General features: G+C 64.0%; 24 protein-coding genes and 1 pseudogene. 10 read left to right on the top strand and 15 right to left on the bottom strand.

All coding sequences use genetic code 11. The annotated features are described in order from the left end of the window. Window positions 1-10 precede the first annotated feature (10 nt). From YUU_RS0106485 to YUU_RS0106500, 4 genes are read left to right on the top strand one after another with little or no spacing between them, the layout of a single operon-like run. Window positions 11-1921 carry an extracellular solute-binding protein gene (locus YUU_RS0106485; protein ID WP_027521673.1) on the top strand — a complete coding sequence of 637 codons (1911 nt, stop codon included), beginning with the start codon at window positions 11-13 and terminating at the stop codon, window positions 1919-1921. A 3-nt stretch (window positions 1922-1924) separates the two neighbouring features. Next, complete coding sequence (locus tag YUU_RS0106490) at window positions 1925-3034, top strand: microcin C ABC transporter permease YejB (RefSeq protein WP_027521674.1); 1110 nt, start codon at window positions 1925-1927, stop codon at window positions 3032-3034. Continuing rightward, the gene (locus YUU_RS0106495) at window positions 3034-4212 is read left to right on the top strand and encodes an ABC transporter permease (protein WP_027521675.1); all 1179 of its coding nucleotides are present in this window, start codon (window positions 3034-3036) and stop codon (window positions 4210-4212) included. Before YUU_RS0106490 ends, YUU_RS0106495 begins: the two co-directional genes overlap by 1 nt. 5 nt (window positions 4213-4217) lie before the next feature. Continuing rightward, window positions 4218-5855: an ABC transporter ATP-binding protein gene (locus YUU_RS0106500; RefSeq protein WP_027521676.1), complete on the top strand. Its 1638-nt coding sequence runs from the start codon at window positions 4218-4220 to the stop codon at window positions 5853-5855. A gap of 113 nt (window positions 5856-5968) precedes the next feature. Here YUU_RS0106500 and YUU_RS0106505 read toward each other — a convergent pair whose 3' ends face one another. After that, the gene (locus tag YUU_RS0106505) at window positions 5969-6811 is read right to left on the bottom strand and encodes an NlpC/P60 family protein (protein ID WP_027521677.1); all 843 of its coding nucleotides are present in this window, start codon (window positions 6809-6811) and stop codon (window positions 5969-5971) included. Further along, window positions 6804-8180 (bottom strand): M17 family metallopeptidase, encoded by a 1377-nt coding sequence (locus tag YUU_RS0106510; RefSeq protein ID WP_027521678.1) that lies wholly within the window; start codon window positions 8178-8180, stop codon window positions 6804-6806. The genes YUU_RS0106505 and YUU_RS0106510 overlap by 8 nt, the downstream gene beginning before the upstream one ends. Window positions 8181-8415: 235 nt before the next feature. Between YUU_RS0106510 and YUU_RS0106515 the strand changes: the two genes are divergently transcribed. Further along, window positions 8416-8619, top strand: coding sequence for a hypothetical protein (locus YUU_RS0106515; protein WP_027521679.1), 204 nt, complete (start codon window positions 8416-8418; stop codon window positions 8617-8619). 200 nt (window positions 8620-8819) lie between these two features. Then, on the top strand, window positions 8820-9632 hold the full coding sequence (locus tag YUU_RS0106520) for a tetratricopeptide repeat protein (protein ID WP_027521680.1): 813 nt from the start codon (window positions 8820-8822) through the stop codon (window positions 9630-9632). 185 nt (window positions 9633-9817) lie between these two features. On the opposite strand, the gene YUU_RS0106525 is transcribed toward YUU_RS0106520, so the two are convergent. The 10 genes and pseudogenes from YUU_RS0106525 to YUU_RS0106570 all read right to left on the bottom strand — a co-directional run bounded on the left by YUU_RS0106525 (window position 9818) and on the right by YUU_RS0106570 (window position 18173). Then, window positions 9818-10792, bottom strand: a complete 975-nt coding sequence (locus tag YUU_RS0106525) for a type II secretion system F family protein (protein WP_027521681.1) — start codon at window positions 10790-10792, stop codon at window positions 9818-9820. A 10-nt stretch (window positions 10793-10802) separates the two neighbouring features. After that, complete coding sequence (locus YUU_RS0106530) at window positions 10803-11780, bottom strand: type II secretion system F family protein (protein WP_027521682.1); 978 nt, start codon at window positions 11778-11780, stop codon at window positions 10803-10805. 13 nt (window positions 11781-11793) lie between these two features. Next, complete coding sequence (locus YUU_RS0106535) at window positions 11794-13263, bottom strand: CpaF family protein (protein WP_027521683.1); 1470 nt, start codon at window positions 13261-13263, stop codon at window positions 11794-11796. A 20-nt stretch (window positions 13264-13283) separates the two neighbouring features. Then, a complete protein-coding gene (locus YUU_RS0106540) occupies window positions 13284-14552 on the bottom strand; it encodes an AAA family ATPase (RefSeq protein ID WP_027521684.1) in 1269 nt (422 codons plus the stop codon). Continuing rightward, a complete protein-coding gene (locus YUU_RS0106545; RefSeq protein ID WP_027521685.1) occupies window positions 14549-15286 on the bottom strand; it encodes a CpaD family pilus assembly protein in 738 nt (245 codons plus the stop codon). The genes YUU_RS0106540 and YUU_RS0106545 overlap by 4 nt, the downstream gene beginning before the upstream one ends. 21 nt (window positions 15287-15307) lie before the next feature. Then, complete coding sequence (locus YUU_RS0106550; RefSeq protein ID WP_027521686.1) at window positions 15308-16783, bottom strand: type II and III secretion system protein family protein; 1476 nt, start codon at window positions 16781-16783, stop codon at window positions 15308-15310. A gap of 49 nt (window positions 16784-16832) precedes the next feature. Further along, a pseudogene (locus YUU_RS0106555) lies at window positions 16833-17045 on the bottom strand (Flp pilus assembly protein CpaB); the annotation flags it as partial. 127 nt (window positions 17046-17172) lie between these two features. Beyond that, entirely contained in the window at window positions 17173-17697 is a 525-nt protein-coding gene (locus YUU_RS0106560; protein ID WP_027521688.1) for a prepilin peptidase, read from the bottom strand. A 98-nt stretch (window positions 17698-17795) separates the two neighbouring features. Then, window positions 17796-17936, bottom strand: coding sequence for a hypothetical protein (locus tag YUU_RS60095; protein WP_198031705.1), 141 nt, complete (start codon window positions 17934-17936; stop codon window positions 17796-17798). Window positions 17937-18008: 72 nt separating this feature from the next. Further along, window positions 18009-18173 (bottom strand): Flp family type IVb pilin, encoded by a 165-nt coding sequence (locus YUU_RS0106570; protein WP_027521689.1) that lies wholly within the window; start codon window positions 18171-18173, stop codon window positions 18009-18011. Between the two features lie 281 nt (window positions 18174-18454). Here YUU_RS0106570 and YUU_RS0106575 point away from each other — a divergent pair, with 281 nt between their 5' ends. From YUU_RS0106575 to YUU_RS0106590, 4 genes are all read left to right on the top strand, one after another. After that, window positions 18455-19282 carry a sterol desaturase family protein gene (locus YUU_RS0106575; protein ID WP_027521690.1) on the top strand — a complete coding sequence of 276 codons (828 nt, stop codon included), beginning with the start codon at window positions 18455-18457 and terminating at the stop codon, window positions 19280-19282. A 157-nt stretch (window positions 19283-19439) separates the two neighbouring features. Then, on the top strand, window positions 19440-20252 hold the full coding sequence (cpaB, locus tag YUU_RS50085; RefSeq protein WP_035661420.1) for a Flp pilus assembly protein CpaB: 813 nt from the start codon (window positions 19440-19442) through the stop codon (window positions 20250-20252). A gap of 143 nt (window positions 20253-20395) precedes the next feature. Further along, window positions 20396-20983, top strand: a complete 588-nt coding sequence (locus tag YUU_RS0106585; RefSeq protein ID WP_027521691.1) for a TadE/TadG family type IV pilus assembly protein — start codon at window positions 20396-20398, stop codon at window positions 20981-20983. Window positions 20984-21006: 23 nt separating this feature from the next. Then, window positions 21007-21588, top strand: a complete 582-nt coding sequence (locus YUU_RS0106590) for a TadE/TadG family type IV pilus assembly protein (protein ID WP_027521692.1) — start codon at window positions 21007-21009, stop codon at window positions 21586-21588. A gap of 86 nt (window positions 21589-21674) precedes the next feature. Here YUU_RS0106590 and YUU_RS0106595 read toward each other — a convergent pair whose 3' ends face one another. The 3 genes from YUU_RS0106595 to YUU_RS0106605 all read right to left on the bottom strand — a co-directional run bounded on the left by YUU_RS0106595 (window position 21675) and on the right by YUU_RS0106605 (window position 23946). Beyond that, a complete protein-coding gene (locus YUU_RS0106595; protein ID WP_011084262.1) occupies window positions 21675-21887 on the bottom strand; it encodes a cold-shock protein in 213 nt (70 codons plus the stop codon). A gap of 268 nt (window positions 21888-22155) precedes the next feature. Beyond that, window positions 22156-22446, bottom strand: coding sequence for a translation initiation factor IF-1 (infA, locus tag YUU_RS0106600; protein ID WP_027521693.1), 291 nt, complete (start codon window positions 22444-22446; stop codon window positions 22156-22158). Window positions 22447-22470: 24 nt separating this feature from the next. Then, window positions 22471-23946, bottom strand: coding sequence for a DEAD/DEAH box helicase (locus YUU_RS0106605; RefSeq protein WP_051389625.1), 1476 nt, complete (start codon window positions 23944-23946; stop codon window positions 22471-22473). Window positions 23947-24388 lie beyond the last annotated feature (442 nt).

Below are 24388 nucleotides of genomic sequence, written 5' to 3' on the forward strand. Positions count from 1 at the left end.
GCTTTCGCGCATGGCGCAGCTTTCACGCCGGCATGTGCTGGCCTTCGGCGCTGGCGGTGCCTTAAGTGCGTCGCTGAGCCCGTCCTGGCTGCGCCGCGCGCAGGCATCCGAGGAGCCGGCCGAAATTCCGGCCGAGATGCACGGCATCTCGGCGTTCGGCGATCTCAAATATGCTGCCGACTTCCACCATTTCGACTACGTCAATGTCGATGCGCCGAAGGGCGGCACGCTCTCGCTCATCCCGGCTGTGCGCGCCTACAACCAATCCTTTTTCACGTTCTCTTCGCTCAACGCCTTCATCCTCAAGGGCGAGGGCGCACAGGGCATGGATCTGACCTTCGTCTCGTTGATGGCGCATGCCGGCGACGAGCCCGATGCGATGTACGGCTATGCCGCCAAATCGGTGCAGATCTCCCCAGACAAGCTCGCCTACCGCTTCACGATTCGGCCCGAGGCGCGGTTTCACGACGGCTCGAAGTTGACCGCGCATGATGTCGCTTTCTCCATCAATACGCTGAAGGAGAAGGGCCATCCGTTGGTCCAGTTGCAGATGCGCGACGTCAAGGGCGCCGGGGCGCTCGATGACGCCACCGTGGTGGTGAATTTCGCCGAGAAGCGCGCGCGCGACGTGCCGCTCTATGCGGCTGGCTTGCCGATCTTCTCGAAGGCCTATTACGCGACGAGGCCGTTCGAGGAATCGACGACGGATGTCCCGCTGGGGTCGGGCCCGTACAAGGTCGGGAAGTTCGAAATCAATCGCTACATCGAGTTCGAGCGGGTGAAGGACTGGTGGGCTGCCGTCCTGCCGGTTTGTCGCGGCAGCAACAATTTCGACGTGATCCGGTACGAGTACTACCGCGATCGCGACGTCGCGTTCGAGGGCTTTACCGGCAAGAATTACCTCTATCGCGAGGAATTCACCTCACGCATCTGGGCGACGCGCTACGATTTTCCGGCCATCAAGGACGGCCGCGTCAAGCGCGAACAGGTGCCGGACCGAACGCCTTCGGGCGGCCAGGGCTGGTTCATCAACACCCGCCGCGACAAGTTCAAGGATGTGAAAGTCCGCGATGCCATGAATTGCGCGTTTGACTTCGAGTGGACCAACAAGACCATCATGTACGGCGCCTATGCGCGCACAATCTCGCCGTTCCAGAACTCCGATCTCGTTGCCCAGGGCGTGCCCTCGCCAGAGGAGTTGAAGCTGCTCGAGCCGTTCCGCGGCCAGGTCCCCGACGAAGTGTTCGGCGAGCCCTTCGTTCCGCCGGTGACGGACGGTTCAGGACAGGACCGCGCGCTGCTGCGCAAGGCGCAGCAGTTGCTGCAGGAGGCAAAGGTGCCGATCAAGGATGGCAAGCGTCTGCTGCCGAATGGCGACGTCTTCACAGTCGAATTCCTGATCGACGAGCCGTCGTTCCAGCCGCATCACGCGTCCTTCATCAAAAACCTGAACACGCTCGGGATCGAAGCCAGTCTGCGCGTCGTCGATGCCGTCCAGCATCGCGCGCGAGTCGAAGCGTTCGATTTTGACGTCGCGATCGAGCGCATCAGCATGACGCCGACCCCCGGTGACAGCCTGCGGACCTATTTCACTTCGCAGGGCGCCGCCACGAAGGGTTCCCATAATCTGGCCGGCGTCGCCAATCCTGCGATCGACGCGCTGGTGGAGAAAGCGATGGCGGCCAATACGCGCGATGAGCTGACGGTCGCCTGCCGCGCTATCGACCGCGTGTTCCGCGCCGGGCGCTACTGGGTGCCGCAATGGAACAACACCAGCCATCGGCTGGCCTATTGGGACATGTTCGATCACCCGAAGGAGTTGCCGCGCTACCAGTTGAGCGACTATTCCAGCGACGTCGGCGAACGGACCCTGTGGTGGTTCGACGCCGCCAAGGCCGCCAAGCTCGATCAGGCGAAGTAGCTCATGAGCGCCTATATCGCCCGCCGCATTCTCCTGATGATCCCGACGCTGCTCGGGATCCTCTTCATTTCCTTCGTCGTCGTGCAATTCGCGCCGGGCGGTCCGGTCGAGCGCGTGATCGCGCAGCTCTCCGGCGCCGACACCGGCGGCACCTCGCGCATCTCGGGCGGCGGCGACTTCGCCCAGCGTGCGCCGGGACAGGTTGGCGCCGGTGCCGACGCCGTCAACTCGAAATACCGCGGCGCGCAGGGGCTCGATCCCGAGTTCATCAAAAAGCTGGAGCAGCAGTTCGGCTTCGACAAGCCGGCGCCCGAGCGCTTCCTGATGATGGTCTGGAATTTCGCGCGGTTCGATTTCGGTACCAGCTATTTCCGCACCGTCAGCGTCATTCAGCTCATCAGGGAGAAGCTGCCGGTCTCGATTTCGCTCGGCATCTGGCTGACGCTGATAACGTATCTTATCTCGATCCCGCTCGGCATTCGCAAGGCGGTCAAGGACGGTGCGCGGTTCGACACCTGGACCTCGGCCGTGATCGTGCTCGGCTATGCGATTCCCGGCTTCCTGTTCGCGATCCTCCTGATCATCCTGTTTGCCGGCGGCTCGTTCTTCAATTGGTTCCCGCTGCGCGGGCTGACATCGGACGGTTGGTCGCAATTCCCCTGGTACTGGAAGATCCTCGATTATTTCTGGCACCTGACCTTGCCGCTGATCTCGATGGCACTCGGTGCGTTTGCGACCATGACGTTTCTCACCAAGAACTCGTTCCTGGACGAGATCCGAAAGCAATACGTCATGACCGCGCGGGCCAAGGGCTGTAGCGAGCGCCAGGTGCTCTACGGCCACATCTTCCGCAACGCAATGCTGATCGTGATTGCGGGCTTCCCCGGCGCCTTCATCAGCGCCTTCTTCTCCGGCTCGCTCCTGATCGAGACCATCTTCTCGCTGGACGGGCTTGGGCTGCTCGGTTTCGAGAGCGTTCTCAACCGTGATTATCCCGTCGTGTTCGGCACCCTCTACATCTTTTCGCTGATGGGACTCGTGGTCAATCTGATCTCCGATCTCACCTATATGTGGATCGATCCCCGGATCGATTTCGAAGCGCGGGAGGTCTGATGTCGGTCATCGCGCCCACACCGATCGAGACCAAGACCAAATCGCCGGCTGGCGAGGTGGCGCCGGCGCCGCGCAAGGCCTTCGAGCCTTCGCCGCTCAACCGGCGGCGCTGGCAGAACTTCAAGGCGAACAGGCGCGGCTACTGGTCGTTCTGGATCTTCATGGTCCTGTTCGTGGTCTCGCTGTTCGCCGAACTGATCGCCAACGACCGTCCCTTCATGATCAAGTTCGACGGTCGTCTCTACTGGCCGGCCTTCGTCACCTATTCGGAGACCACCTTCGGCGGCGATTTCGAGACCGCGGCCGACTATCGCGATCCCTACTTGCAGAAGCTGATCAAGGACAAGGGAGGCGTGATCGTCTGGCCGCTGATCCGCTATTCCTACGACACCCACAATCTCGACCTGCCGACGCCCGCGCCTTCGCCGCCGACCTGGATGCTGACGGAGGCGCAATGCAAGCCGGTGGTGGAGAAGAAGGGCCTGAAAAGCTGTCGTGATCTCGAATACAACTGGCTTGGCACCGACGACCAGGGCCGCGACGTGGTCGCGCGGCTGATCTACGGCTTCCGCATCTCCGTCCTGTTCGGCCTGACGCTGACCATCGTTTCGTCCGTCATCGGGATCATCGCCGGCGGTGTTCAGGGCTATTTCGGCGGCTGGATCGATCTGTTGTTCCAGCGCTTCATCGAGATATGGAACGCCATCCCCTATCTCTATCTGCTGCTCATCATATCGGCGGTGCTCCCGCCGGGCTTCTTCATCCTGCTCGGCATCATGGTGCTGTTTCACTGGGTGGCGCTGGTCGGCCTCGTGCGCGCGGAGTTCCTGCGCGGGCGCAATTTCGAATACATCCAGGCTGCGCGGGCGCTCGGGGTCTCCAACGCCGTGATCATGTTCCGCCACCTGTTACCGAACGCCATGGTCGCGACGATGACGTTCCTGCCGTTCATCGTCTCCTCGTCGGTGATGACGCTGACGGCCCTCGACTTCCTTGGCTTCGGCCTGCCGCCCGGCTCGCCGTCGCTCGGCGAGATGCTCGCGCAGGCCAAGGCCAACGTGCAGGCGCCGTGGCTCGGCTTCTCCGGCTTCTTTGCCGTTGCGATCATGCTGTCGCTCCTGATCTTCACCGGCGAAGCGGTGCGCGACGCCTTCGATCCGCGCAAGACGTTCAGGTGAGGGCGATGGACGCGATCAACCAGCCCCTGCTCAGCGTGCGCGACCTCTCGGTGGCCTTCCACCAGGGCGCAGGCACGACGCTCGCCGTCGACAAGGTGTCGTTCCAGATCAAGCGCGGCGAATGCGTGGCGCTGGTCGGCGAATCCGGCTCCGGCAAGTCGGTCAGCGCGCTCTCGGTCATGAAGCTCCTGCCTTACCCGAACGCCTCGCATCCCTCGGGAAGCATCCGCTTCAAGGGGCGTGAGATCCTGAACCTTTCGGAGCGGGAGATGCGCGCCGTCCGCGGCAGCGATATCTCCATCATCTTCCAGGAGCCGATGACCTCGCTCAATCCGCTGCACACGATCGAGGCGCAGATCGGCGAGATCATTCAGCTCCACAATCCGACCAGCAATGCGCTGGCGCGCAAGCGGACGCTGGAGCTGCTCACCCAGGTCGGTATCCCCGAGCCCGAGACGCGGCTCGCGAGCTATCCGCACCAGCTCTCCGGCGGTCAGCGCCAGCGCGTGATGATCGCGATGGCGCTCGCCAACGAGCCCGATCTGTTGATTGCGGACGAGCCGACCACGGCGCTCGACGTCACCGTGCAGGCGCAGATCCTGGCGCTGCTTGCCGAGATACGCTCGCGTCTCGGCATGAGCCTGCTGTTCATCACCCACGATCTCGGCATCGTGCGCCGTATCGCCGACACTGTCTGCGTCATGAAGAGCGGCAAGATCGTCGAGCAGGGGCCGGTTGAGCAGGTCTTCAAGGCGCCGAAACATCCCTATACGCGTGACCTGCTCGCGGCTGAGCCGAAGCCGGACCCCGCGCCGCCCCAGCCGAACGCGCCCATCGTGATGTCGGCGGACGCGCTGAAGGTCTGGTTCCCGATCAAGCGCGGTTTGCTGCGCAAGACGGTCGGTCACATCAAGGCGGTCGACGGCGTCAATGTCGCGGTGCGCAAGGGCGAGACGCTCGGCGTTGTCGGCGAGTCCGGCTCCGGCAAGACCACGCTCGGGCTGGCGTTGTTGCGGCTGATCTCGTCGAACGGCCGCATCGTCTTCCTGGGGAAAGACATCCAGGGCCTGCGCTTCAAGGAGATGCGCCCGTTCCGGCGCGACATGCAGATCGTATTCCAGGATCCGTTCGGCTCGCTCAGTCCACGCATGTCGGTCGCCGATATCGTCGGCGAGGGCCTCTCGGTGCATCAGCCAAACCTGTCGCGCGAGGACCGTGAGGCGCGCGTCGTCAAGGCGCTGGAGGATGTCGGCCTCAATCCGGAGACGCGCTTCCGCTATCCGCACGAATTCTCCGGCGGCCAGCGCCAGCGCATCAGCATTGCGCGCGCGATCGTGCTCGAGCCCGATTTCGTCGTGCTGGACGAGCCGACCAGCGCGCTCGACATGCTGTTCCAGGCGCAGATGGTCGATCTCCTGCGCGAGTTGCAGCGCAAGCGCGATCTCACCTACATGTTCATCTCGCACGACCTGCGCGTCGTGGCCTCGCTCGCCAGCCATTTGATCGTGATGCGCGGCGGCAAGGTGGTCGAGGAAGGGCAGGCGGCGGAGCTCTTCAAGAGTCCGAAGACCGACTACACGCGCGCGCTGTTCGCGGCCGCGTTCCGGCTGGAGACGGCGGGGAATGGATCGGTGGCGACGTAGTTGCCGTCATTCCGAGGCGATGCGAAGCATCGAACCTGGAATCTCGAGATTCCCCAATGCGCAATTGCGCATTGGGGTTGACGCTTCGTGTGCCCCGGAATGACGATCAGGGGTTAGAGCCGCTTGATCGCGACGATCTCGCTGCCGGCCTGCTTGATCCGCGCAATCGCGTCATTCGTGTTCTCGATTTCGGTCGCCATGTGATGCGCGTTGGCGTGCACTATCGTATGGGCATCGCGCACGATCGCGACATGGCCCTTCCAGAAGATCAGATCGCCGCGTTGCAGCTTGGTCCTCTCATGCTGCTCCAAGCTTCGCCCAAGGCCGGCCAGTTGCATGTCGCTGTCGCGCGGGCAGCCGATGCCGGCGGCGGTCAGCGAAACCTGGACCAGGCCGGAGCAATCGATGCCAAGTGAGCTCTTGCCGCCCCAGAGATAGGGCGTGCCGACGAAACGCTCGGCTACGGTGACGAAATCCGACTCGCGATGGTCGAGGTTGGCCAGATGTGTCTTGGGCAGATATTGGCCCGCATGCGTGATGGCAAAGCTGCCATCCTCGCGCGTCACCGCGACCTTCGATCCCATCACCAGCGCGTCTGATGGCGGAAGCTTGATCGACGGGCCCGGAAACGCAAGGGTCCGGAGCGCGCTGACCTTGTGTGTCGGCGCAGCCGCGGGCTTGGCGAGCGCCGCATCGGGAAGCCAGCCGACATAGCCGTCGCTCACGAGCTGGCCCCAGGCCCAGCCTTCGCCGTTGCGATCGTAGATCGTGACGCGCTCGCCGCGCAGTGCCTCGGTCATCAGCATCGCGTTCGACGACGGCTGTTCACGCAGCGGCGCGATGGCCTCGATCACCTCGAACTCTTCGCCCTCGACGAAGCGATCCGCCTCGACCTGGCCTTCGAGATATTTCGCGGCGATGTCGCCGCGTGCCGGCGTCACCCGCTTATCATGCATAGCGTTCGCTCAGCAGGAGGTAGAGTGCGCGCGCGGCCTGGCATTCGCCGCCCTCGGGGCGCGCGGGTTTTGCCGACGGTGTCCACGCGTAGATGTCGACATGCAGCCAGCTCTTCGCCTGCTCGACGAAACGCTGCAGGAACAAGGCGCATGTGATCGAGCCGGCAAAAGTGCCCGACGGCGCGTTGGTGATATTGGCCGTCTTGGAGTCCAGCCAGGAATCGTAAGCCGGCCATAGCGGCATCCGCCACAACGGATCGTTCTCCCTCACGGCGCAGCGCGCGACGTCGGCGGCAAGCGTCTCATCATTGGTGTAAAAGGGCGGTAAATCCGGCCCCAGCGCAACGCGTGCCGCGCCGGTGAGCGTGCCCAGATCGATCAGCAGATCGGGCTTTTCCTCGTCCGCCAGCGCCAGTGCGTCGGCCAGCACCAGCCGGCCTTCGGCGTCAGTATTGCCGATCTCGACCGTGATCCCCTTGCGCGAGGGGAAGATGTCGAGCGGCCGGAAGGCGTTGCCGGCGACCGCGTTCTCCACGGCGGGGATCAATATGCGCAGCCGCACCTTGAGCTTGGCGCCCATTACCATGCGCGCGAGCGCCAGCACGTTGGCCGCACCGCCCATGTCCTTCTTCATGATCAGCATGCCGCTCGACGGCTTCAGGTCGAGCCCGCCGGTGTCGAAGCAGACGCCCTTGCCGACCAGCGTGACCTTGGGATGCGCAGGGTTACCCCAGGTGATGTCGATCAGGCGCGGCGCGCGGGTCGAAGCCATGCCGACGGCATGGATCAGCGGAAAATTCTGCGCCTTCAATTCGTCGCCGACGATGCAGCCAAAGCTTGCGCCGAACTCGGCGGCGAGCGCCTGCGCGGCCGCCGCGAGTTCCCCCGGCCCCATGTCGTTGGCGGGAGTGTTGACGAGATCGCGCGCCAGATACGCGGCATCCGCAATCCGAGCAACTTCGGCAATGTCGACGCCGTCGGGCGGCACCAGCCTGACGTCGGGCGCATCCGCCTTGCGGTAGCGGGCAAAGCGGTAGCTGCCGAGCGCGAAGGCGAGGGCGGCGAGGCGCGCATCATGCGGCGCATTGGCGAAACGGTAGATGCCTGGCGGCAGCAGGCCCGGCAGGCTGCCTGCCCGGAACAGGTCGCGTGACCGTGCGGCTTCGTCCTCGAGGCCGAACAGCACTCCTGCGACCGCGCCGTCCGGCGCCGGCAAAGCGAGATATGCGCCCGGCTTGCCGGCAAAGCCATTGGCCGTTGCGAACTGGCGTTGCGGCGGCGACAGCGTCTCGGCGACCTGGTCCCAGCTCGATTGGGTCACGAAGGTGATGGGAATGGCGGCAGACGACGTCTCGAATACGGAAGGCATTGGCGGGGCCGCCCCAAGATGATTCAGATGATGAAAAGAGACTTCGCAGAGTTTCGTGGCACCTGCAATCGGCTTTGCCGACACCCGGCGCGCTCGCGAGCTGCTACTCGGCTTGCCGTCACCATGCTAGGTTCCGGCAAAACTCGTCCGCGGCGCCAGTGCCGCGGGTCCAAGGGCGGGTCCAAGAGCGGGTTCAAGAGCGGGTTCAAGACAAGCCGTGCCGGGAGGGAATGCAATGGAATTTCTTTGGAGCGTGGTCGCGTTTTTCGGCCAGGCCATCGAGGCGGTCTTCGCCTATGTCGAGCATCATCACTGGATCTTTGCGTTCCTCGCCGGCGGCTACGTTTTCTATCTCCACGACCGCGCGGTTCATGCGCGCTTCGACGCGCTCGACAAGCGCATCGACGAGGTGAGGAAGCGGCTGGCCATGGAATATTGAGCCGCGCCTGGCGACACCATTGGCGATCTGATCGCGCAGCTCGTAGGAAGAGCTGACACCAAATCCCGGGACTGACCTCGACCGACCGCCGCCAGCCGGCGCGCTACCCCGTGCTGCGGTTCCGTTAACCGGCCGTTAGGGTTAACAGTCTATTGCTGGCGCGTTCGGCTCGATCAATCGGCTCGAGAGTCAAAAGCGTCATGCGTCAGCGGTTTTGTGTTGCCCGGCTTCTTGCGTCCAGTTCGCTGGTGGCGGTCTTGGCCGCAAGCCTTGGCGGCTGCCAGACCATGGCCGACATCACGGGCTCGGTGACGCCGCGCGCGGAAGCCGCAGCGCCCGCAGATCCTGCCCGCGCCGCCGACGTCTATGGTGAACGCTACCGCGCCAATCCCAAGGACCCCGACGCCGCGCTTGCCTATGGCCAGGCGTTGCGCGCCAACGGCCAGCGGGCGCAGGCCGCCGCCGTGCTGGAGCAGGCAACCATCGCCCATCCCGGCAACAAGTCGCTTCTGGCGCTCTATGGTCGCGCACTCGCCGACAACGGCAATTTCCAGCAGGCCTTCGACGTGCTGTCGAAGGCGCACTCGCCCGACAACCCGGACTGGCGCCTGCTCTCGGTGCAGGGCACCTGCCTCGACCAGATGGGCAAGCACGAGGAGGCGCGCCGCTACTATGTCAGCGCGCTGAAAATCACGCCCGGTGATCCCGGCGTCCTGTCCAATCTCGGCCTGTCCTACATGCTCACGAAGGAACTGCCGCGGGCGGAAGAGACGCTCCGGCAGGCCTATGCCTCGCCACGCGCCAACGCGCGGGTGCGGCAGAATCTTGCGCTGGTGGTCGGCTTGCAGGGACGCTTCGCGGAGGCCGAGACCATCGTCAAGGCCGACCTGCCGCCGGACGAAGCCGCGGCGAACGTCGCCTACCTCAAGGAAATGCTGAACCGCAACGACACGACGCGCAGCCCGGCCAAGCGTATGCCGGTGCCGGTCGCTTCCCTCAGCCAATCCGAATAGCTGGCTAGAACAAGACGAGCTTCTGGCGCGAGCCGGAGGCGCGGTTCACCTCTCCCGTAGGGAGAGGTCGGATCGCATCTTTGGATGCGATCCGGGTGAGGAGTTAAGGCCTGCGTCGAACGCTGCGGCCGCTCAGAGGTGAACCTTTGCAAGCGCCTCGCGCTTGATCTCATCGCGCTCTACGGTCAGTGCAGCTCGGAGACCTTGATGCCGGTCGGTCCGAGAATGACGACGAACAGCACCGGCAGGAAGAACAGGATCATCGGCACGGTCAGCTTCGGCGGCAGTGCGGCGGCCTTCTTCTCGGCCTCGTTCATGCGCATGTCGCGGTTTTCCTGCGCCATCACGCGCAAGGAATGGCCGAGCGGGGTGCCGTAGCGTTCCGCCTGCTGGAGCGCGAGACAGACCGATTTGACGCCTTCGAGGCCGGTACGCCGCGCCAGGTTCTCATAGGCCACCTTGCGGTCCTGCAAGTAGGACAGCTCGGCCGTGGTCAACGTGAACTCCTCAGACAGCGAGATCGACTGGCCGACGATCTCGGTCGCGACTTTCCGGAACGCCATCTCGACCGACATGCCGGACTCGATACAGATCAGCAGCAGGTCGAGCGCGTCGGGGAAGGCGCGTTTGATCGATAGCTGGCGCTTGGAGATCGCGTTCTTCAGGAACAGCATCGGCGCCTGGAGGCCGAGATAGGCGGCGCCGACGCAAATGCCGATCTTGATCGGCAGCGACTGCTGCATATGCGCGATCAGGAACACGTAGAGCATGGCGCCGACGAACAGCACGAGCGGCGTCACCATGCGTGCGAACAGGAAGGTGATGTAGGGCGCCTGGCCGCGATAGCCTGCCATCACGAGCTTTTCGCGCGCGGCCTCCTGCGCCAGCCATTTGGTGAGGTTGAAGTCCTCGACCACCTTGGAGACGAGCTGCTTCGGCGTCTGGCGCAGCGAAACCTTCTCGGTCTTGGCGAGCCTGTCGCGCTCGCGCTGCCGGATGCGCTCGCGCTCGCTTGCCACCGCCTTCATGCGCTTGGCAAGGCCCTCGCCGGCGAACAGCGGCATCACCAGCGTGTAGACGGTGGCGCTGGCGGCGATCGCCGCCAGCAGCATCGTCATGAAGTGAACGTCGTGCAGTTTCGTGACGAGGAGATCGACCATACTGGCACCGTCAGAAATCGAAGTTGATCATTTTCTTCATCACCATGATGCCGATCGACATCCAGACGACGCAGCCGACCAGCATGAGCTGGCCGGTGGGATGGGTCCACAGCAGCGAGATGTATTGCGGGGTTGTGAGATAGACCAGGAACATCACGATCGGCGGCAGCGAGCCGATGATGCCGGCCGAGGCCTTGGCCTCCATCGACATCGCCTGGATTTTTTCCTTCATCTTCTTGCGGTCGCGCAGCACCTTCGAGAGGTTGCCGAGTGCCTCGGAGAGGTTGCCGCCGGACTTCTGCTGGATCGACACGACGATGCCGAAGAAGTTCGCCTCCGGCAACGGCATGCGCTCATAGAGACGCGAGCAGGCCTCACCCAGCGGCATGCCGATCGCCTGGGTCTCGATGATGCCCAGGAATTCGCTGCGCAGCGGCTCCGGCGAATCGGCTGCGACGACCTTGATCGATTCGAACAGCGGCAGGCCGGCCTTGATGCCGCGGACGATCACGTCGACGGCGTCGGGGAGCGCTGCCAGGAACTTGTTCTCGCGGCGCTTCTTCAGGAAGCTCAGCATCCAGCGCGGCAGGCCGAGGCCGCCGGCGAAGCCAAGGCCCGCGGCCCCCAGCAGCCCGCCGCCGGCGAACATGGCGAGGAAGAAGAACGCGCCGCCGAGCGCGGCGGAGACGATCCAGAATTTCTGCGGCGTCCAGTCGAGCCCGGCCTGCGAGAGCCGCACGCTGAGCGGAACGCTCTTCTCCTGCAGGCGCCGCGCCTCGAGATCCTTGAGCGTGGTCTCGACCTGCTCGCGGCGCGAGCGCTGCGTCTTCTCGGCCTGCCGGGCGGCGACGGGTTCGGCGCGCCCGATTGAGGCGCGGCGGCTCTCCGCCTTCCGTTCGCCGGACAACAACGGATAGAGGAAAACCCAGGCGACGCCGCCGACCGCGGCGGTGGCGAGAAAGGAGAGGGCGAGGACCTGCATCTTCATGGTGCGTTACTGCTCACGTCTGCGCTGCCACTTCCGCCGCATCGAGCGCGGCGGCAAGGCGCTTCTCCTCGCCGTAGTAGCGGGCGCGCTCCCAGAAGCGGGGGCGGCCGATGCCGGTCGAGCGATGCCGTCCGATGATCTTGCCGTTGGCGTCCTCACCGACGAGGTCATAGAGGAAGATGTCCTGGGTGATGATGGTGTCGCCTTCCATGCCCATCACCTCGGTGATGTGGGTGATCCGGCGCGAACCGTCGCGCAGGCGGGCGGCCTGGATGATGACGTCGATGGAGGCGCAGATCATCTCGCGGATAGTGCGCGAGGGCAGGGAGAAGCCGCCCATCGTGATCATGGATTCGCAGCGCGACAGCGCTTCGCGTGGGTTGTTGGCGTGCAGCGTTCCCATCGAGCCGTCATGGCCGGTGTTCATGGCCTGCAACAGGTCGAAGGCTTCGGGTCCGCGGACCTCGCCGACGATGATGCGTTCGGGGCGCATACGCAGGCAGTTGCGCACCAATTCGCGCATCGTGACCTGGCCTTCACCCTCGATGTTGGGCGGGCGGGTTTCCAGCCGCACCACGTGAGGCTGCTGGAGCTGCAGTTCGGCCGCGTCCTCGCAGGTGATGACGCGCTCGTCGTGCTCGATGTAGTTTGTCATGCAGTTGAGCAGCGTCGTCTTGCCCGAACCGGTACCGCCGGAGATCAGCACGTTGCAGCGGCAGCGGCCGATGATCTGGAGGATCTCGGCGCCTTCAGGGGTGATCGCGCCGAACTTGACGAGCTGATCCAGCGTCAGCTTGTCCTTCCTGAACTTGCGGATGGTGAGTGCGGGGCCGTCGATCGAGAGCGGCGGCACGATGGCGTTGACGCGGGAGCCGTCGGCGAGACGGGCGTCGCAGATCGGAGAAGATTCGTCGACGCGCCGGCCGACCTGGCTGACGATGCGCTGGCAGATGTTGAGGAGCTGCTGGTTGTCGCGAAAGCGGATGCCGGTGCGCTGGATCTTGCCGCCGACTTCGATGAACACCGTGTTGGCGCCGTTGACCATGATGTCGGCGATGTCATCGCGCGACAGCAGCGGCTCGAGCGGGCCATAACCGAGCACGTCGTTGCAGATGTCGTCGAGCAGCTCCTCCTGCTCGGCAATCGACATCACGATGTTCTTGATCGCGATGATCTCGTTGACGATGTCGCGGATTTCCTCGCGCGCGGACTCGGAATCGAGCTTGGCGAGCTGGGCGAGGTCGATCGCCTCGATCAGGGCGCCGAAGATCGTCGCCTTGACCTCGTAGTAATTGTCCGAGCGGCGGCTCTCCATCGGCGGAGGCGGCGGGGCCTTGATCGGCGCCAGCGGCGGCGAGGCGATGGCCGGGGGCGGAGGCGCGCGCGAAACACTTGGCGCCGGGGCCTGGGCAGGCTCTGGCGACACGGCGCCGGGCTTGGGGGCCCGAAAGTCGGTGTCTGTTCCGCTACGCTTACCGAACACTTAAGAACTCCATGCGGCGGCTATTTTCCGCGCAACTTCTCAATCAGGGGTGAAAGGAACGACGACTTTTGCTTCTTGGTCTCGCTGCGGCCGGTCAGGCGCTGGGCGATCTGGAGGAACATGTCGATCGTCTTATGGTTGGCCGAGATTTCCGCGATCATCTGGCCGTTATTGGCCGCGGAGCCGAAAGTCTGGGGCTCGAACGGAATCGAGGCGATCGGCTGGCTCTCGATCGCCTTGGCGAACTCGGTGGCGGCGATTTCGGGGCGCTTGGGGACGCCGACCTGGTTCAGGCAGTACAGTGGCGGCCGGTCGTTCGGCCGGGCCGCTTTCAAGAGGTCGAACAGGTTCTTGGTGTTGCGCAGGTTCGCAAGGTCGGGGGCGGCCACGATCAGGATGTCGTCCGCCCCGATCAGGGCGCGCTTGGTCCAGCCCGTCCATTGATGCGGGATGTCGAGTACGATGCAGGGCATGGTCGAGCGCAGCGTGTCGAACACGGCGTCAAAAGCGTCGGTGCCGAAATCATAGACCCGGTCGAGCGTGGCCGGCGCGGCCAGCAGGCTCAGATGGTCGGTGCATTTCGACAGCAGACGGTCGACGAAGGCCGTATCGATACGGTCCGGCGAGAACACGGCGTCCGCGATGCCCTGCGGCGGATCCTGGTTGTAGTCGAGCCCGGCGGTGCCGAAGGCGAGGTCGAGATCGGCGACCACCGCGTCCATGGCGAGGTCGCGCGCGATCGCCCAGGCGACGTTGTGGCTGATGGTGGACGCACCGACGCCGCCCTTGGCGCCGACGACTGCAATGATGCGGCCGACCGCCTTGGCTTCCGGCGCAGAGAACAGATTGCAGATCGATCGCACCACGTCGATCGGGCCAACAGGTGCCAGCACATAGTCGCTGACGCCGCGGCGTACGAGCTCGCGATACAGCATGACGTCGTTGATGCGGCCGATCACGACGACGCGGGTGCCGGCATCGCAGACGGTGGCGAGCTGGTCGAGCCCGCCGAGCAGGTCGGCCCGCCCGTCGCTCTCCAGGACGATCACGTTCGGTGTGGGGGCGGAGCGATAGGCTTCGGCCGCGGCCGCGATGCCGCCCATCTGGATCTTCAGATGAGCCTTGCCGAGGCGGCGGTCCTCGCCGGCCGACTGTACGGCGGCGGCGGTCTCCACGGTCTCGCAGAACGCCTGGACCGAGACGCGCGGGGCAGGTGCAATATGCTCCTCTGCCGGCGGCGGCGCGCCCTGCGGCTGTTCTTCCTGAGTCTGGCGAGCGTAGCTGATCATTTGCCGGTGTCGCTGAGTTTGGCCTTCTCGGCCTCGGGATAAACGGTCGCCGTCGTCTGACCCTTGCGATATTTCTCGAAGGCTTCACTGCGGCGCATGGTGTAGGCCGGCGTTTCAGGCCGCGGCTGCTCGAGGTCCGACGGATTGTCGATCATTGCGGCCATGTTGCGCTGATAGCTGCAGCCGAAATTGTAATAGGACTTGTTCTCGAACCATCGCGGGTTCTTCGAGGAGGGACCGATATCCTCCGGCCACAGCCCGCAGGGACCCGCGACCGCGGCGATCCTGGAATAGGTCAGGCGGATCGGCGGCAGGAAGCGCGGGTCTTCGGGGCGATAGCGGCGCACGAGGACGCCGCGCGGCGGCACGCCGGCGGCGGCCAGCATGGCCTGGATTTCCCGCAGCGATTCCGCAGCCGGGCGCGCATTGGGTGTGTCGGTCGGCACGTCGATATGGATCGCGCCGGTGCCCTCATGTGTCCAGGTCGAAGCCAGACCCATGACGTCGGCGCGCTGGGCTGCGGTCAGGCCGCCGCGCGCGTGACCGACGAAGACGACGATGGAGCGGTTCTGCTCCTCGATCGCGATCGGGTGGCGCTGCTTGAAATCGTCGGGAATGGAAGCGGTGACCGCCTCATCGGTATGAGTGCAGGCGCCGAGCGCGATCGCAATGCCGACGAGCGCGCTGCTGACGCGAAGGGCGCTGTTGCGATTCTGGGGTGATCTGGTGGCCATTCTCGAAGTCCCCGTTCCGCCTCAGTCCGTGATGAAGCCGTAGGTGCCGCGGTAATTCCGCGCGGGATCGACCCGGCCCGGCACGCCATAGATGCGATTGATGTTGCCAAGCAGCTCGGCCTGCGGATCGGAAGGCGCGGCAAAGCCGTCATCTGGACGCGACAGGTCCTTCTGCGCGACGGCGCGCACGATATAGGGCGTCACCAGGACCATCAGCTCGGTCTGGTTGTTGACGTAATCGCGGCTGCGGAACAGCGTGCCGAGCACCGGAAGCTGCATCAGCCCGGGCAAGCCGCTGACCGCTTGCTTGGTCTGCTCCTGGATCAGGCCCGCCATCGCCATCGCGCCGCCGGAGGGAATTTCCAGCGTGGTCTCTGCCCGCCGGGTCCTGATCGAGGGCACCGTCAGCGAGTTCGTCGTGTTCGTGCCGACCGACTGCGACAGCGTGATCGAATTGTCGTTGGACAGCTCCGAGACCTCGGTCATGACGCGCAGGCTGATCTTGCCCTCGGTCAGCACCAGCGGGGTAAAGTTGAGCGAGATGCCGAACTTCTTGAAGCTGATCTGGTTGGTACAGACGTGTGTCGTCGGATCGCAGGCATAGCCCGCCGGCACCGGGAATTCGCCGCCGGCGATGAAGGTCGCCGATTCGCCCGAGATCGCGGTCAGGTTGGGCTCGGCGAGCGTGCGGATCACGCCCGCGGTTTCCATCGCGCGCAGGGTGGCTTGCACCGATGGGGCCCCGCCGAACTTCGTCGTCAGGCTGTTGCCGTCCACAAGATTGCGACCAAGAGCCGTGAACGGGTTGGCGTTGGTGAAGTTCACCACCGCGGTGCCGTAGGCGAGATTGGCGGACAGGTCGATGCCGAGCTGCTTGACGATGTTGCGCGCGACTTCGGCGACCGTCACCTTCAGCATGACCTGGTCGCGGCCGCGGACCACGATGGAGTTCACCACCTTGTCGGCGCCGCCGGCAAGACGCGTGGCGAGGTCGTTGGCCTGCTGGGCCTCGATCGGGGTGGCCGCCGTGCCGGTCAGGATGACGTTCTCGCCGAGACCGTCGATCTGGATGTCCGAGTTGGGCGCGACCTGCTTCAGCGCGGCGCGGATGCCGTTGAGGTCGCGCTTGACCGCGATGTCATAGGCCGCGATCTGCTGGCCGGCGGAATCGAAGAACACGATGTTGGTCTGGCCGACGGCGGCGCCGATGATATAGGCGCGCTGCGCCGAGCGGACCACCGCGTTTGCGATCTTGGGATCGGCGACCAGCACGTCCTTGATGTCGCGCGGCAGGTCGATCACGATCGACTTGCCGACGCCGAGCGACAGGAAGCGCGCGTTCATCTGGCCGTCGGCCGCGATCGGCGCCGCGTTGCGATAGTCGGCGGCGATGACCGGGGTAAGCGCCGGGTTGAGCGTCAGTGCGAGCGCGGCTGAAAACGACAGGGCGCGGACCATGCTGGTCCGCAACGCCGCCCGATTGCCCCTGCATTTCATATCGAAGATCCCCATCGTCACTTCTGTGCGGTCATCAGGCTCGGAATGCCGAAACCGGCCAGGTCTGCCACTGCATGTCTTCGGGTTTGACGACCTGAACGAGGTCGATGTCGGACTTGGCTACCAGGATGTCGGCGGTCGGAAGCTGAGCGATCGGCGCGGCCGGGGGCGGCGCCGGGCTGTCGGACCCGCTCGCCAGGTACGCGGCGATGCCGCCGGCACCGATAGCGATCGTCAGGACGACAATGCGTGCGGTATTCATTACGCTTCACTTTCCACAAAACGCCGCGACGCTGCCGCCGCCGTGATGGCAGTTGACCAGCTAAACGTCAAAGCATGGTTAATGAGGCGTATCTAAATCGCCTTAACGCCGGGTTTATCCGGTGTGTTCAGCGCAGCGCGAGGTGAGCGAGATCAATCGCTTTCACCCATTCCGTCTCCGGATAGACCATCAGCGCGCTGATCGCGAGCGCGATGCCGTAGGGGATGCCGCTCTCCTTGGCGTGCAACCGCGCGAGCCAGGCCTGTCCGGCAAGTCCGTAAGGCAACGGCCATTGCCGGAATTGCAGCAGCAGCAAGGTCAGCGCGCCGCCGAACAGCGAGGCGTAGAGCAGGAAGTTCATCAGGTGGGTAAAGCCGAACCACAGCGCGACGGAGGCTGCGACTTTCGCGTCACCGCCTCCGACCCAGCCCATGGCAAAGCAGGTGAACGCGACGGCCAGCATCAGGGCACCGGCGCCGACATGGGTCAGCATGTCGTAAGGCGCCATGCCGCCGATGAGGGCAAGAACGAAGAAGCCGGCGATCAGCGCCAGCGACACCCGGTTCGAGATGGTCATCGTGAACAGGTCGCTCGCGGCGGCGAAGGCTATCAGGGCCGGGAAGAGCAGAAGGCGCGCGAGGTCGAGGATCATGATCTGCTTCTTAAGGGAGCGCTGGCCGGCGCGGGATCGGAGCTCGCGGGATTCTAGCCAGCAGTGCTAAACAAACCTGAAACGGTATGCGGCGGAGATCACCAGATGCTGGCGATCCGGGCCGCGAGCGTGACCAGTGCGAGCAACAGCGCAAGGCAGACCCAATGGGTCGGCGCCTCGCTATGCGCGGAGGCTGCCGTTTCGAACACTGCATCGGTCCTGGTCTTACGCAACGCCACTGGAACTCGAGGCTTTCCGGAAAGACAAAGCCCCGGACGTATCCGGGGCCTCTGCTGCAACTGGTCGGAGGCTTACTTCAGCGAGCTGCTGATCGAGCCGAACTTGGAGTTCAGCGAGGTGCCGAGGTTGTTGACGACGGTGATGATCGCGAGCGCGATGCCGGCGGCGATCAGGCCGTACTCGATGGCGGTGGCGCCGGATTCGTCCTTCACGAAACGCGCAATGAGGTTCTTCATGAGTAGATCTCCATGTGGGTGTGGGTGGCTTCGTTCCGCGCAATTCTCTAGCGTTGCGAGGATGAGAGCTCAGCCGTTGCGGTACGGTTAACCTGATCACGGAAACTCGATCGTGGCGCGATGCTTTTCAGCAGAGTCAATTTCCCCTTAAGGCGCTCGCCTGAATTCCCCCGCTTTTGCGGTCGGCGGCCCGAAAGGCCGCTGATATGCAGAGCGGCTTCACGCTCCCTTAAATTTCGAAGCGTAGGCGTAAGGCCGAACAGATGAGAAGTGAGACGCTGATGTCGAGCCTGCCCATGGACGTCGCCTTGATGCTCGGCGAGACCATCGCAAAGGTCATCCCCGTTACCGCGGCGCTCGCGGTGGTCTTCACGGTGCTCGAGCATTTCTGGGCCTGCAATCCCGGCGTGGCGTGGTGGCGCAAGCGCGAGATCGTCACCGACATCTGCTACTGGTTCTTCGTGCCGGTGTTCGCGCGCACGATGCGGATCGGGCTGTTGATCGTTACGGCCGGCGTCATCTTCAACATCCACGGTCCTGACGAACTGATCGCCTTCTACGACAACGGCCATGGTCCGCTGTCGGAGCTGCCGCTATGGGCGCAGGCGGTGCTGTTCGTCGTCCTGTCCGATTTCATGCTGTACTGGCTGCACCGGCTGTTTCACGGCGGCGGCTTCTGGAAGTACCACGCGATCCATCATTCCTCGGAGGAGCTGGGCTGGATCTCGGCGGCGCGCTTCCATCCGGTAAATCTGGTGCTCGGCACGATCGGCGTTGACGTCGTGCTGCTCACCGTCGGCATCTCGCCGAACGTGATGATCTGGCTCGGGCCGTTCACCACCTTCCATTCTGCCTTCGTGCACGCCAATCTCAACTGGACGCTCGGACCGTTCAAATATCTGCTGGCGACGCCGGTGTTTCACCGCTGGCACCACACCTCGCTCGAGCAGGGCGGCAATACCAATTTTGCCGGCACCTTCCCGCTCTGGGACATCCTGTTCGGGACCTTCCGGATGCCGGCGAACGAGCTGCCGCAGGACTATGGCAAGGACGAAGCGGAGATGCCGAGCGAGATCGGCGGCCAGCTCGCCTATCCGTTCCGTCACTAGGACGAATAGGCCGGAGGAGCTTCCGAAGGCCGTAAGGCAGGGCCGAAATTGCCGTTCGCAGCGAGTTGAAGCCGGCGCATTAACGTCGCTTTGACGTATAGCTGGCTAACTCTTGGAGCAGCGGCGAGCCCGCTCGGGGTTGTGTGAGAGTAGAGTTATGAAGCCCGCGCGTTTTATTGTTCTAGCGATCGCCCTCGTAGCCGGCGCCCTCGCTGCCTATCTCGCAAGCAGTTCGACCGATAGCGGTGCGCCCCCGCCTCCACAAGTCGCCCAATTGCCGACCATTGAGGTCCTTGTGGCCAAGACGGACATCGGATTGGGACAGACGGTCGGCCCCAACGAGCTTCAGTGGCAGACGTGGACGCAATCTTCGGCCAGCGGCAATTTTATTCGCCGCCCGGATCGACCCGAGGCAATCACGCAAATTACGGGTTCGATTGCCCGTCAACCATTTATCGCGGGCGAGCCGATCCGAGAGCAGAAACTGGTCAGGGCAGACGGTTCTGGCTTCATGGCGGCCATCCTGCCTTCGGGCAAGCGCGCCATTTCAACCGAGATATCCGCGGAGACTGGCGCAGGCGGCTTCATATTGCCGAATGATCGCGTGGACGTGATTCTCACAAAGCGCGAGAAACCGCCCGCCAACTCGGAAGCTCAGACCGACACCATTTCGTCGCAAGCCATTCTGACCAACATACGTGTTCTCGCGATCGATCAAGCCCCCAAGGAAAAGGAGGGGCAGAATGCGGTTCTGGGCAAGACGGCTACCCTGGAGTTGACCCCTGGCGAAGTCGAATTGCTGTCCGCATCGCGTCAGAGCGGCACCCTGTCCCTCGCGCTGCGCAGCATTGCCGACAACGAGAAGAAGAATGTCGTTGCCGAGAACAACACCAGCAACCTCGTGACGGTCTATCGGGGCGCCACCACCACGGAGGTGCTCAACTGCAAGCCCGCGTGCGGCCGAAAATAGCTTCCATCGGGCGGCGCAGTCGCGGAAACCGGTTTACGCACTGTTGACGCCAGTGGCCGTGATCCGCCGATCCTGCGAAACATTTAGGCAATCGCTTCTCTCTTCGTTGGGCGGTTGATCGCTGCCGCTGGGGATTTTCTGCGATGCCATCGCCTGCCGTCTGGAAGTTTTCGATCCGCAGCATGATCCAGCGGTTTCGCCGCAACCGCCGCGGCTCTGCGGCGGTCGAGTTCGCGCTGGTCGCGCCGATCTTCTTCGCGCTGCTGTTCGCGATCATCGAGACCGCGATCATGTTCTTCGCAGGCCAGGTGCTCGAGACCGTCACGCAGGATGCCGCGCGCTCGGTCCTGACCGGCCAGGCGCAGACCGGCTCGGTGTCGGCCTGCGCGGTCTCCGGTGTGGCCGCCGCCTGCACGCAGACGACGTTCAAGAATTACGTCTGCACCCAGATCCCGGCGCTGTTCTTCGATTGCAGCAGTCTCTACGTCGACGTTTCGAGCTTTTCGTCGTTCTCGGCGGTCACGCTGCCGAGCCATATCGATTCGGCCGGCAATTTCGATACGAGCACGAGCTATAGCGCGGGCAGTGCCGGCGACATCGTGGTCGTCCGGCTGTTCTACCAGTGGCCGCTCTACGTCACCGGGCTCGGCTACAACCCCTCGAACCTCGCAGGCAACAAGCGCCTCCTGGTCGCGACGGCTGCCTTCAAGAACGAACCCTACTCCAACTGATGCCAACGGCCCGGAGCAGAACCATGCAGGCGATTGCGAAAATCTGGCGAAACGCCGTCTCCTCTGCGCGCGATTTCTGTGGAGACAGCCGCGCGGTGGCGGCGACCGAGTTCGCGGTGGTGGTGCCGCTGATGCTGGTGATGTTCTTCGGTACCGTCGAGGTTTCGTCGGCGGTGGCGATCGATCGCAAGGTCACGATGATGGCACGCACGCTGTCCGACCTCACCTCGCAATCGACGTCGGTCGCCGACACCGACATGACCAACTTCTTCGCGGCGTCCTACGGCATCATGACGCCGTACTACAATAGCTCGGTCACGTCGGCGACGATCAGCGAGCTCTACGTCGATCCCACGACCAAGGTGGCGCGCGTGCAATGGAGCAAGGGATCCTCGCCGCGGTCGCAGGCCTCCGTGGTGACCATCCCCTCGACGCTCGCGATCGGCGGCACCTATGTGATCTTCAGCGAGGTCAGCTACGTCTACACGCCGACGATCGGCTACGTGCTCAAGAACGCGATCGCGCTGAGCGACGTCGCCTATACGCGCCCGCGTCAATCGACTTGCGTCTACTACAGCCCGTCGACGAGCTGCACGACCTACTGAGCGCCTCGGATCTTCGGACATGAAAAAAGGCCGCGCGCCACGCACGGCCTTTTCGTTTGCTCAGGTCCGCCTGGAGCGGGGCCGGCTTAGCCGGCGGAGCGGAGGTTGTCTGCTGCCGACTTGCCGGACCGACGATCGGCCACGATCTCGTAGGAGATCTTCTGGCCTTCGCGCAGCGTGCCGAGGCCAGCACGTTCCACGGCGCTGATGTGCACGAACACGTCCTTGCCGCCGTCGTCGGGCTGGATGAAGCCAAAGCCCTTGGTCGCGTTAAACCACTTCACGGTTCCCATGCTCATGGGGGTAGTCCCTTCTCAGATACACAGTGTCGATGCCCGCTTTCGCGGACGGGTTAGATCGAATTTCTGGAAGGGTCGTCAGCGTGTCTGAACCGGCTGTACCGGTGGATGCTAATGTCGTCCGGCCGAAAATCGATTAATTCATTTTATTGGAAAGGGGATTTCAAAACAATCCTGACGTGCACGATTTTTTGATCCGCCGCTCGGGTGGGCGGCAGATCGCATCAGGCCAGGACTTTATTTCCGTACCGCGGCGTGGCCGCAGGCCTTAACGGCGGCGGAACTGTCCGCCGCGCTGAGCCCCGCCCCGCGGCGGGCCGCCGGTCGGACCCGGACGTTCGTCCTTGTGGCGGAAAATCAACCGTCCTTTCTCCAGGTCGTAGGGCGACATCTCCACCGTCACGCGGTCGCCCGCCAGCGTCTTGATGCGGTTCTTCTTCATCTTGCCGGCGGTGTAGGCAACGATCTCGTGCCCGGCGTCGAGCTGCACGCGGTAGCGCGCGTCGGGGAGGATTTCGGTGACCAGTCCTTCGAACTGGATCAGCTCTTCCTTAGCCATGAATTTCTCCAGGTCGCGGGACGGCTAGCGCGAATAGGGTTTGTGGTTGGGCCGACCGTTCGGACGACTCTCGCGGCGTAAAAACGCAACGCCTTGTATCCCATCAGACTGGCCGGCGCCATGCGCGGGACGCTGTTCCGACCGATCATTTGGTGACGAATTCATCTTACCACCGGAACGGCGGCGGCGAGACCCCTTTGAGGCCTTGTGGCCGTCGCCGGGCCTGCCATCCACATGCCGTCCGTCACCATGCCGTCCGTCACCATGCCGGCCATCGCCATGCCGCGCGCCCTGCGGGCGCGGGCCGGGGCGGCCCGGACGATGCTGCTTGGCGAGAGCAGACGGCGCATGCGCCGCCTCGCGGCCGGCGTCGGTGCGATGATCCTCGCGCGGGAGCGCGACGCGGATCAGGCGCTCGATATCGCGGAGATAGCTGAGTTCCTCGCCGCCTGCGACCAGCGAGATCGCGGTGCCGTCGGCGCCGGCCCGCGCGGTGCGGCCGATCCGGTGGACATAGGTCTCCGGCACGTTCGGCAGGTCGAAATTGATGACGTGGCTGATGCCATCGACATCGATGCCGCGGGCGGCGATGTCGGTCGCCACCAGCGTGCGGATCTCGCCCGAGCGGAACTGGGCCAGCGTGCGCTCGCGATGGTTCTGCGACTTGTTGCCGTGAATGGCGTTGGAGGCGATGCCGGCCTTGGCCAGCGTCTTCACCACCTTGTCGGCGCCGTGCTTGGTGCGAGTGAAAACCAGCGCCCGGTCGATCGGCTCGTCCTTCAGCAGCTTGGTCAGGAAGGCGGGCTTGGCGGAGAAATCCACCTGGATGATGCGCTGGCGGATGCGTTCCGCCGTCGAGGACACCGGGGTGACGGCGACGCGCGCCGGGTCGCGCAGCATCGAGTCGGCAAGCTCGGCGATGTCCTTCGGCATGGTGGCCGAGAAGAACAGCGTCTGGCGCTTGATCGGCAGCTTGGCGACGATTTTGCGGATGTCGTTGATGAAGCCCATGTCGAGCATGCGGTCGGCTTCATCGAGCACGAGGAACTCGACGCTCGAAAGCTTCAGCCCGTTGCTCTGCACGAGGTCGAGCAGGCGGCCGGGGGTGGCAACCAGCACCTCGATACCAGGCATCAGCGCGCGGACCTGGCGGCCCATCGGCACGCCGCCGATGGCGAGCGCCGAGGACAGGCGGATGTGGCGGCCATAGGCGTTGAAGCTGTCGAGGATCTGGCCGGACAGCTCGCGGGTGGGCGACAGCACGAGCACGCGGCAGGTCTTGGGCTGCGGCTTGACGCGGTTGTCCAGCAGACGGTGCAGGATCGGCAGCGCGAAGGACGCGGTCTTGCCGGTGCCGGTCTGGGCAATGCCGACGACGTCCCGTCCGGTCAATGCCAGGGGGATGGTTTGAGCCTGAATGGGGGTCGGCGTGACGTAGTTTTCTTCTTTGAGGGCACGCGAAATGGGATCGGCCAGGCCGAAGTCCTGAAAGGAAGTCAAAAGAGGGGTTCTTTCCAATGTCAAAGGCGAGCGCCCACGCTGTTTCCGCGTGGCGCGCGCAAGGGTGTCGAGAAGACACCTGCGTGTTTGGGGTGTCGGATTGCTTGATGAGAGGGGCAAGCCAGAGGCCCAAACGGGCTTAAGAACACGCGGCTCGCTACGACCCCTGATCATTCGGATGATTCGGAGGTCTCGGGGCTTCATATGAAGCATCCCGGGGGCGCTTTCAAGGCGGCGCGGCCGCAGCCTGGCGTTGCGGTGCACGAATAGTTATGCCGGAAATTTAGACAGCGGGCGAATTTTGATCAAAAAATAGACTGTATGCCGCATAAGCATACATTTTTTATGCCCAATATTTGGGCCGACCAAGCGTGCCAACTCCTTGGTTCCGGCGAAATTCCTGTTACGGAGCAGCGGCTTAGCGCTCTCCAGGCCCATGGCA

Origin of the sequence: Bradyrhizobium sp. Ec3.3, assembly GCF_000472925.1 — a bacterium.
GTDB lineage: Bacteria > Pseudomonadota > Alphaproteobacteria > Rhizobiales > Xanthobacteraceae > Bradyrhizobium.

Bases quoted from the DNA above. Each gene is read 5' to 3' on its own strand.
- YUU_RS0106585 (WP_027521691.1), top strand. From the start codon at position 20,396: ATGCCATCGCCTGCCGTCTGGAAGTTTTCGATCCGCAGCATGATCCAG.
- cpaB (WP_035661420.1), top strand. From the start codon at position 19,440: ATGAAGCCCGCGCGTTTTATTGTTCTAGCGATCGCCCTCGTAGCCGGC.
- YUU_RS0106495 (WP_027521675.1), top strand. From the start codon at position 3,034: ATGTCGGTCATCGCGCCCACACCGATCGAGACCAAGACCAAATCGCCG.
- YUU_RS0106510 (WP_027521678.1), bottom strand. From the start codon at position 8,180: ATGCCTTCCGTATTCGAGACGTCGTCTGCCGCCATTCCCATCACCTTC.
- YUU_RS0106530 (WP_027521682.1), bottom strand. From the start codon at position 11,780: ATGAAGATGCAGGTCCTCGCCCTCTCCTTTCTCGCCACCGCCGCGGTC.
- YUU_RS0106525 (WP_027521681.1), bottom strand. From the start codon at position 10,792: ATGGTCGATCTCCTCGTCACGAAACTGCACGACGTTCACTTCATGACG.
- YUU_RS0106485 (WP_027521673.1), top strand. From the start codon at position 11: ATGGCGCAGCTTTCACGCCGGCATGTGCTGGCCTTCGGCGCTGGCGGT.
- YUU_RS0106490 (WP_027521674.1), top strand. From the start codon at position 1,925: ATGAGCGCCTATATCGCCCGCCGCATTCTCCTGATGATCCCGACGCTG.
- infA (WP_027521693.1), bottom strand. From the start codon at position 22,446: ATGGCTAAGGAAGAGCTGATCCAGTTCGAAGGACTGGTCACCGAAATC.
- YUU_RS0106595 (WP_011084262.1), bottom strand. From the start codon at position 21,887: ATGAGCATGGGAACCGTGAAGTGGTTTAACGCGACCAAGGGCTTTGGC.
- YUU_RS0106540 (WP_027521684.1), bottom strand. From the start codon at position 14,552: ATGATCAGCTACGCTCGCCAGACTCAGGAAGAACAGCCGCAGGGCGCG.
- YUU_RS0106545 (WP_027521685.1), bottom strand. From the start codon at position 15,286: ATGGCCACCAGATCACCCCAGAATCGCAACAGCGCCCTTCGCGTCAGC.
- YUU_RS0106505 (WP_027521677.1), bottom strand. From the start codon at position 6,811: ATGCATGATAAGCGGGTGACGCCGGCACGCGGCGACATCGCCGCGAAA.
- YUU_RS0106520 (WP_027521680.1), top strand. From the start codon at position 8,820: ATGCGTCAGCGGTTTTGTGTTGCCCGGCTTCTTGCGTCCAGTTCGCTG.
- YUU_RS0106575 (WP_027521690.1), top strand. From the start codon at position 18,455: ATGTCGAGCCTGCCCATGGACGTCGCCTTGATGCTCGGCGAGACCATC.
- YUU_RS0106590 (WP_027521692.1), top strand. From the start codon at position 21,007: ATGCAGGCGATTGCGAAAATCTGGCGAAACGCCGTCTCCTCTGCGCGC.
- YUU_RS0106500 (WP_027521676.1), top strand. From the start codon at position 4,218: ATGGACGCGATCAACCAGCCCCTGCTCAGCGTGCGCGACCTCTCGGTG.
- YUU_RS0106515 (WP_027521679.1), top strand. From the start codon at position 8,416: ATGGAATTTCTTTGGAGCGTGGTCGCGTTTTTCGGCCAGGCCATCGAG.
- YUU_RS0106570 (WP_027521689.1), bottom strand. From the start codon at position 18,173: ATGAAGAACCTCATTGCGCGTTTCGTGAAGGACGAATCCGGCGCCACC.
- YUU_RS0106550 (WP_027521686.1), bottom strand. From the start codon at position 16,783: ATGAAATGCAGGGGCAATCGGGCGGCGTTGCGGACCAGCATGGTCCGC.
- YUU_RS0106560 (WP_027521688.1), bottom strand. From the start codon at position 17,697: ATGATCCTCGACCTCGCGCGCCTTCTGCTCTTCCCGGCCCTGATAGCC.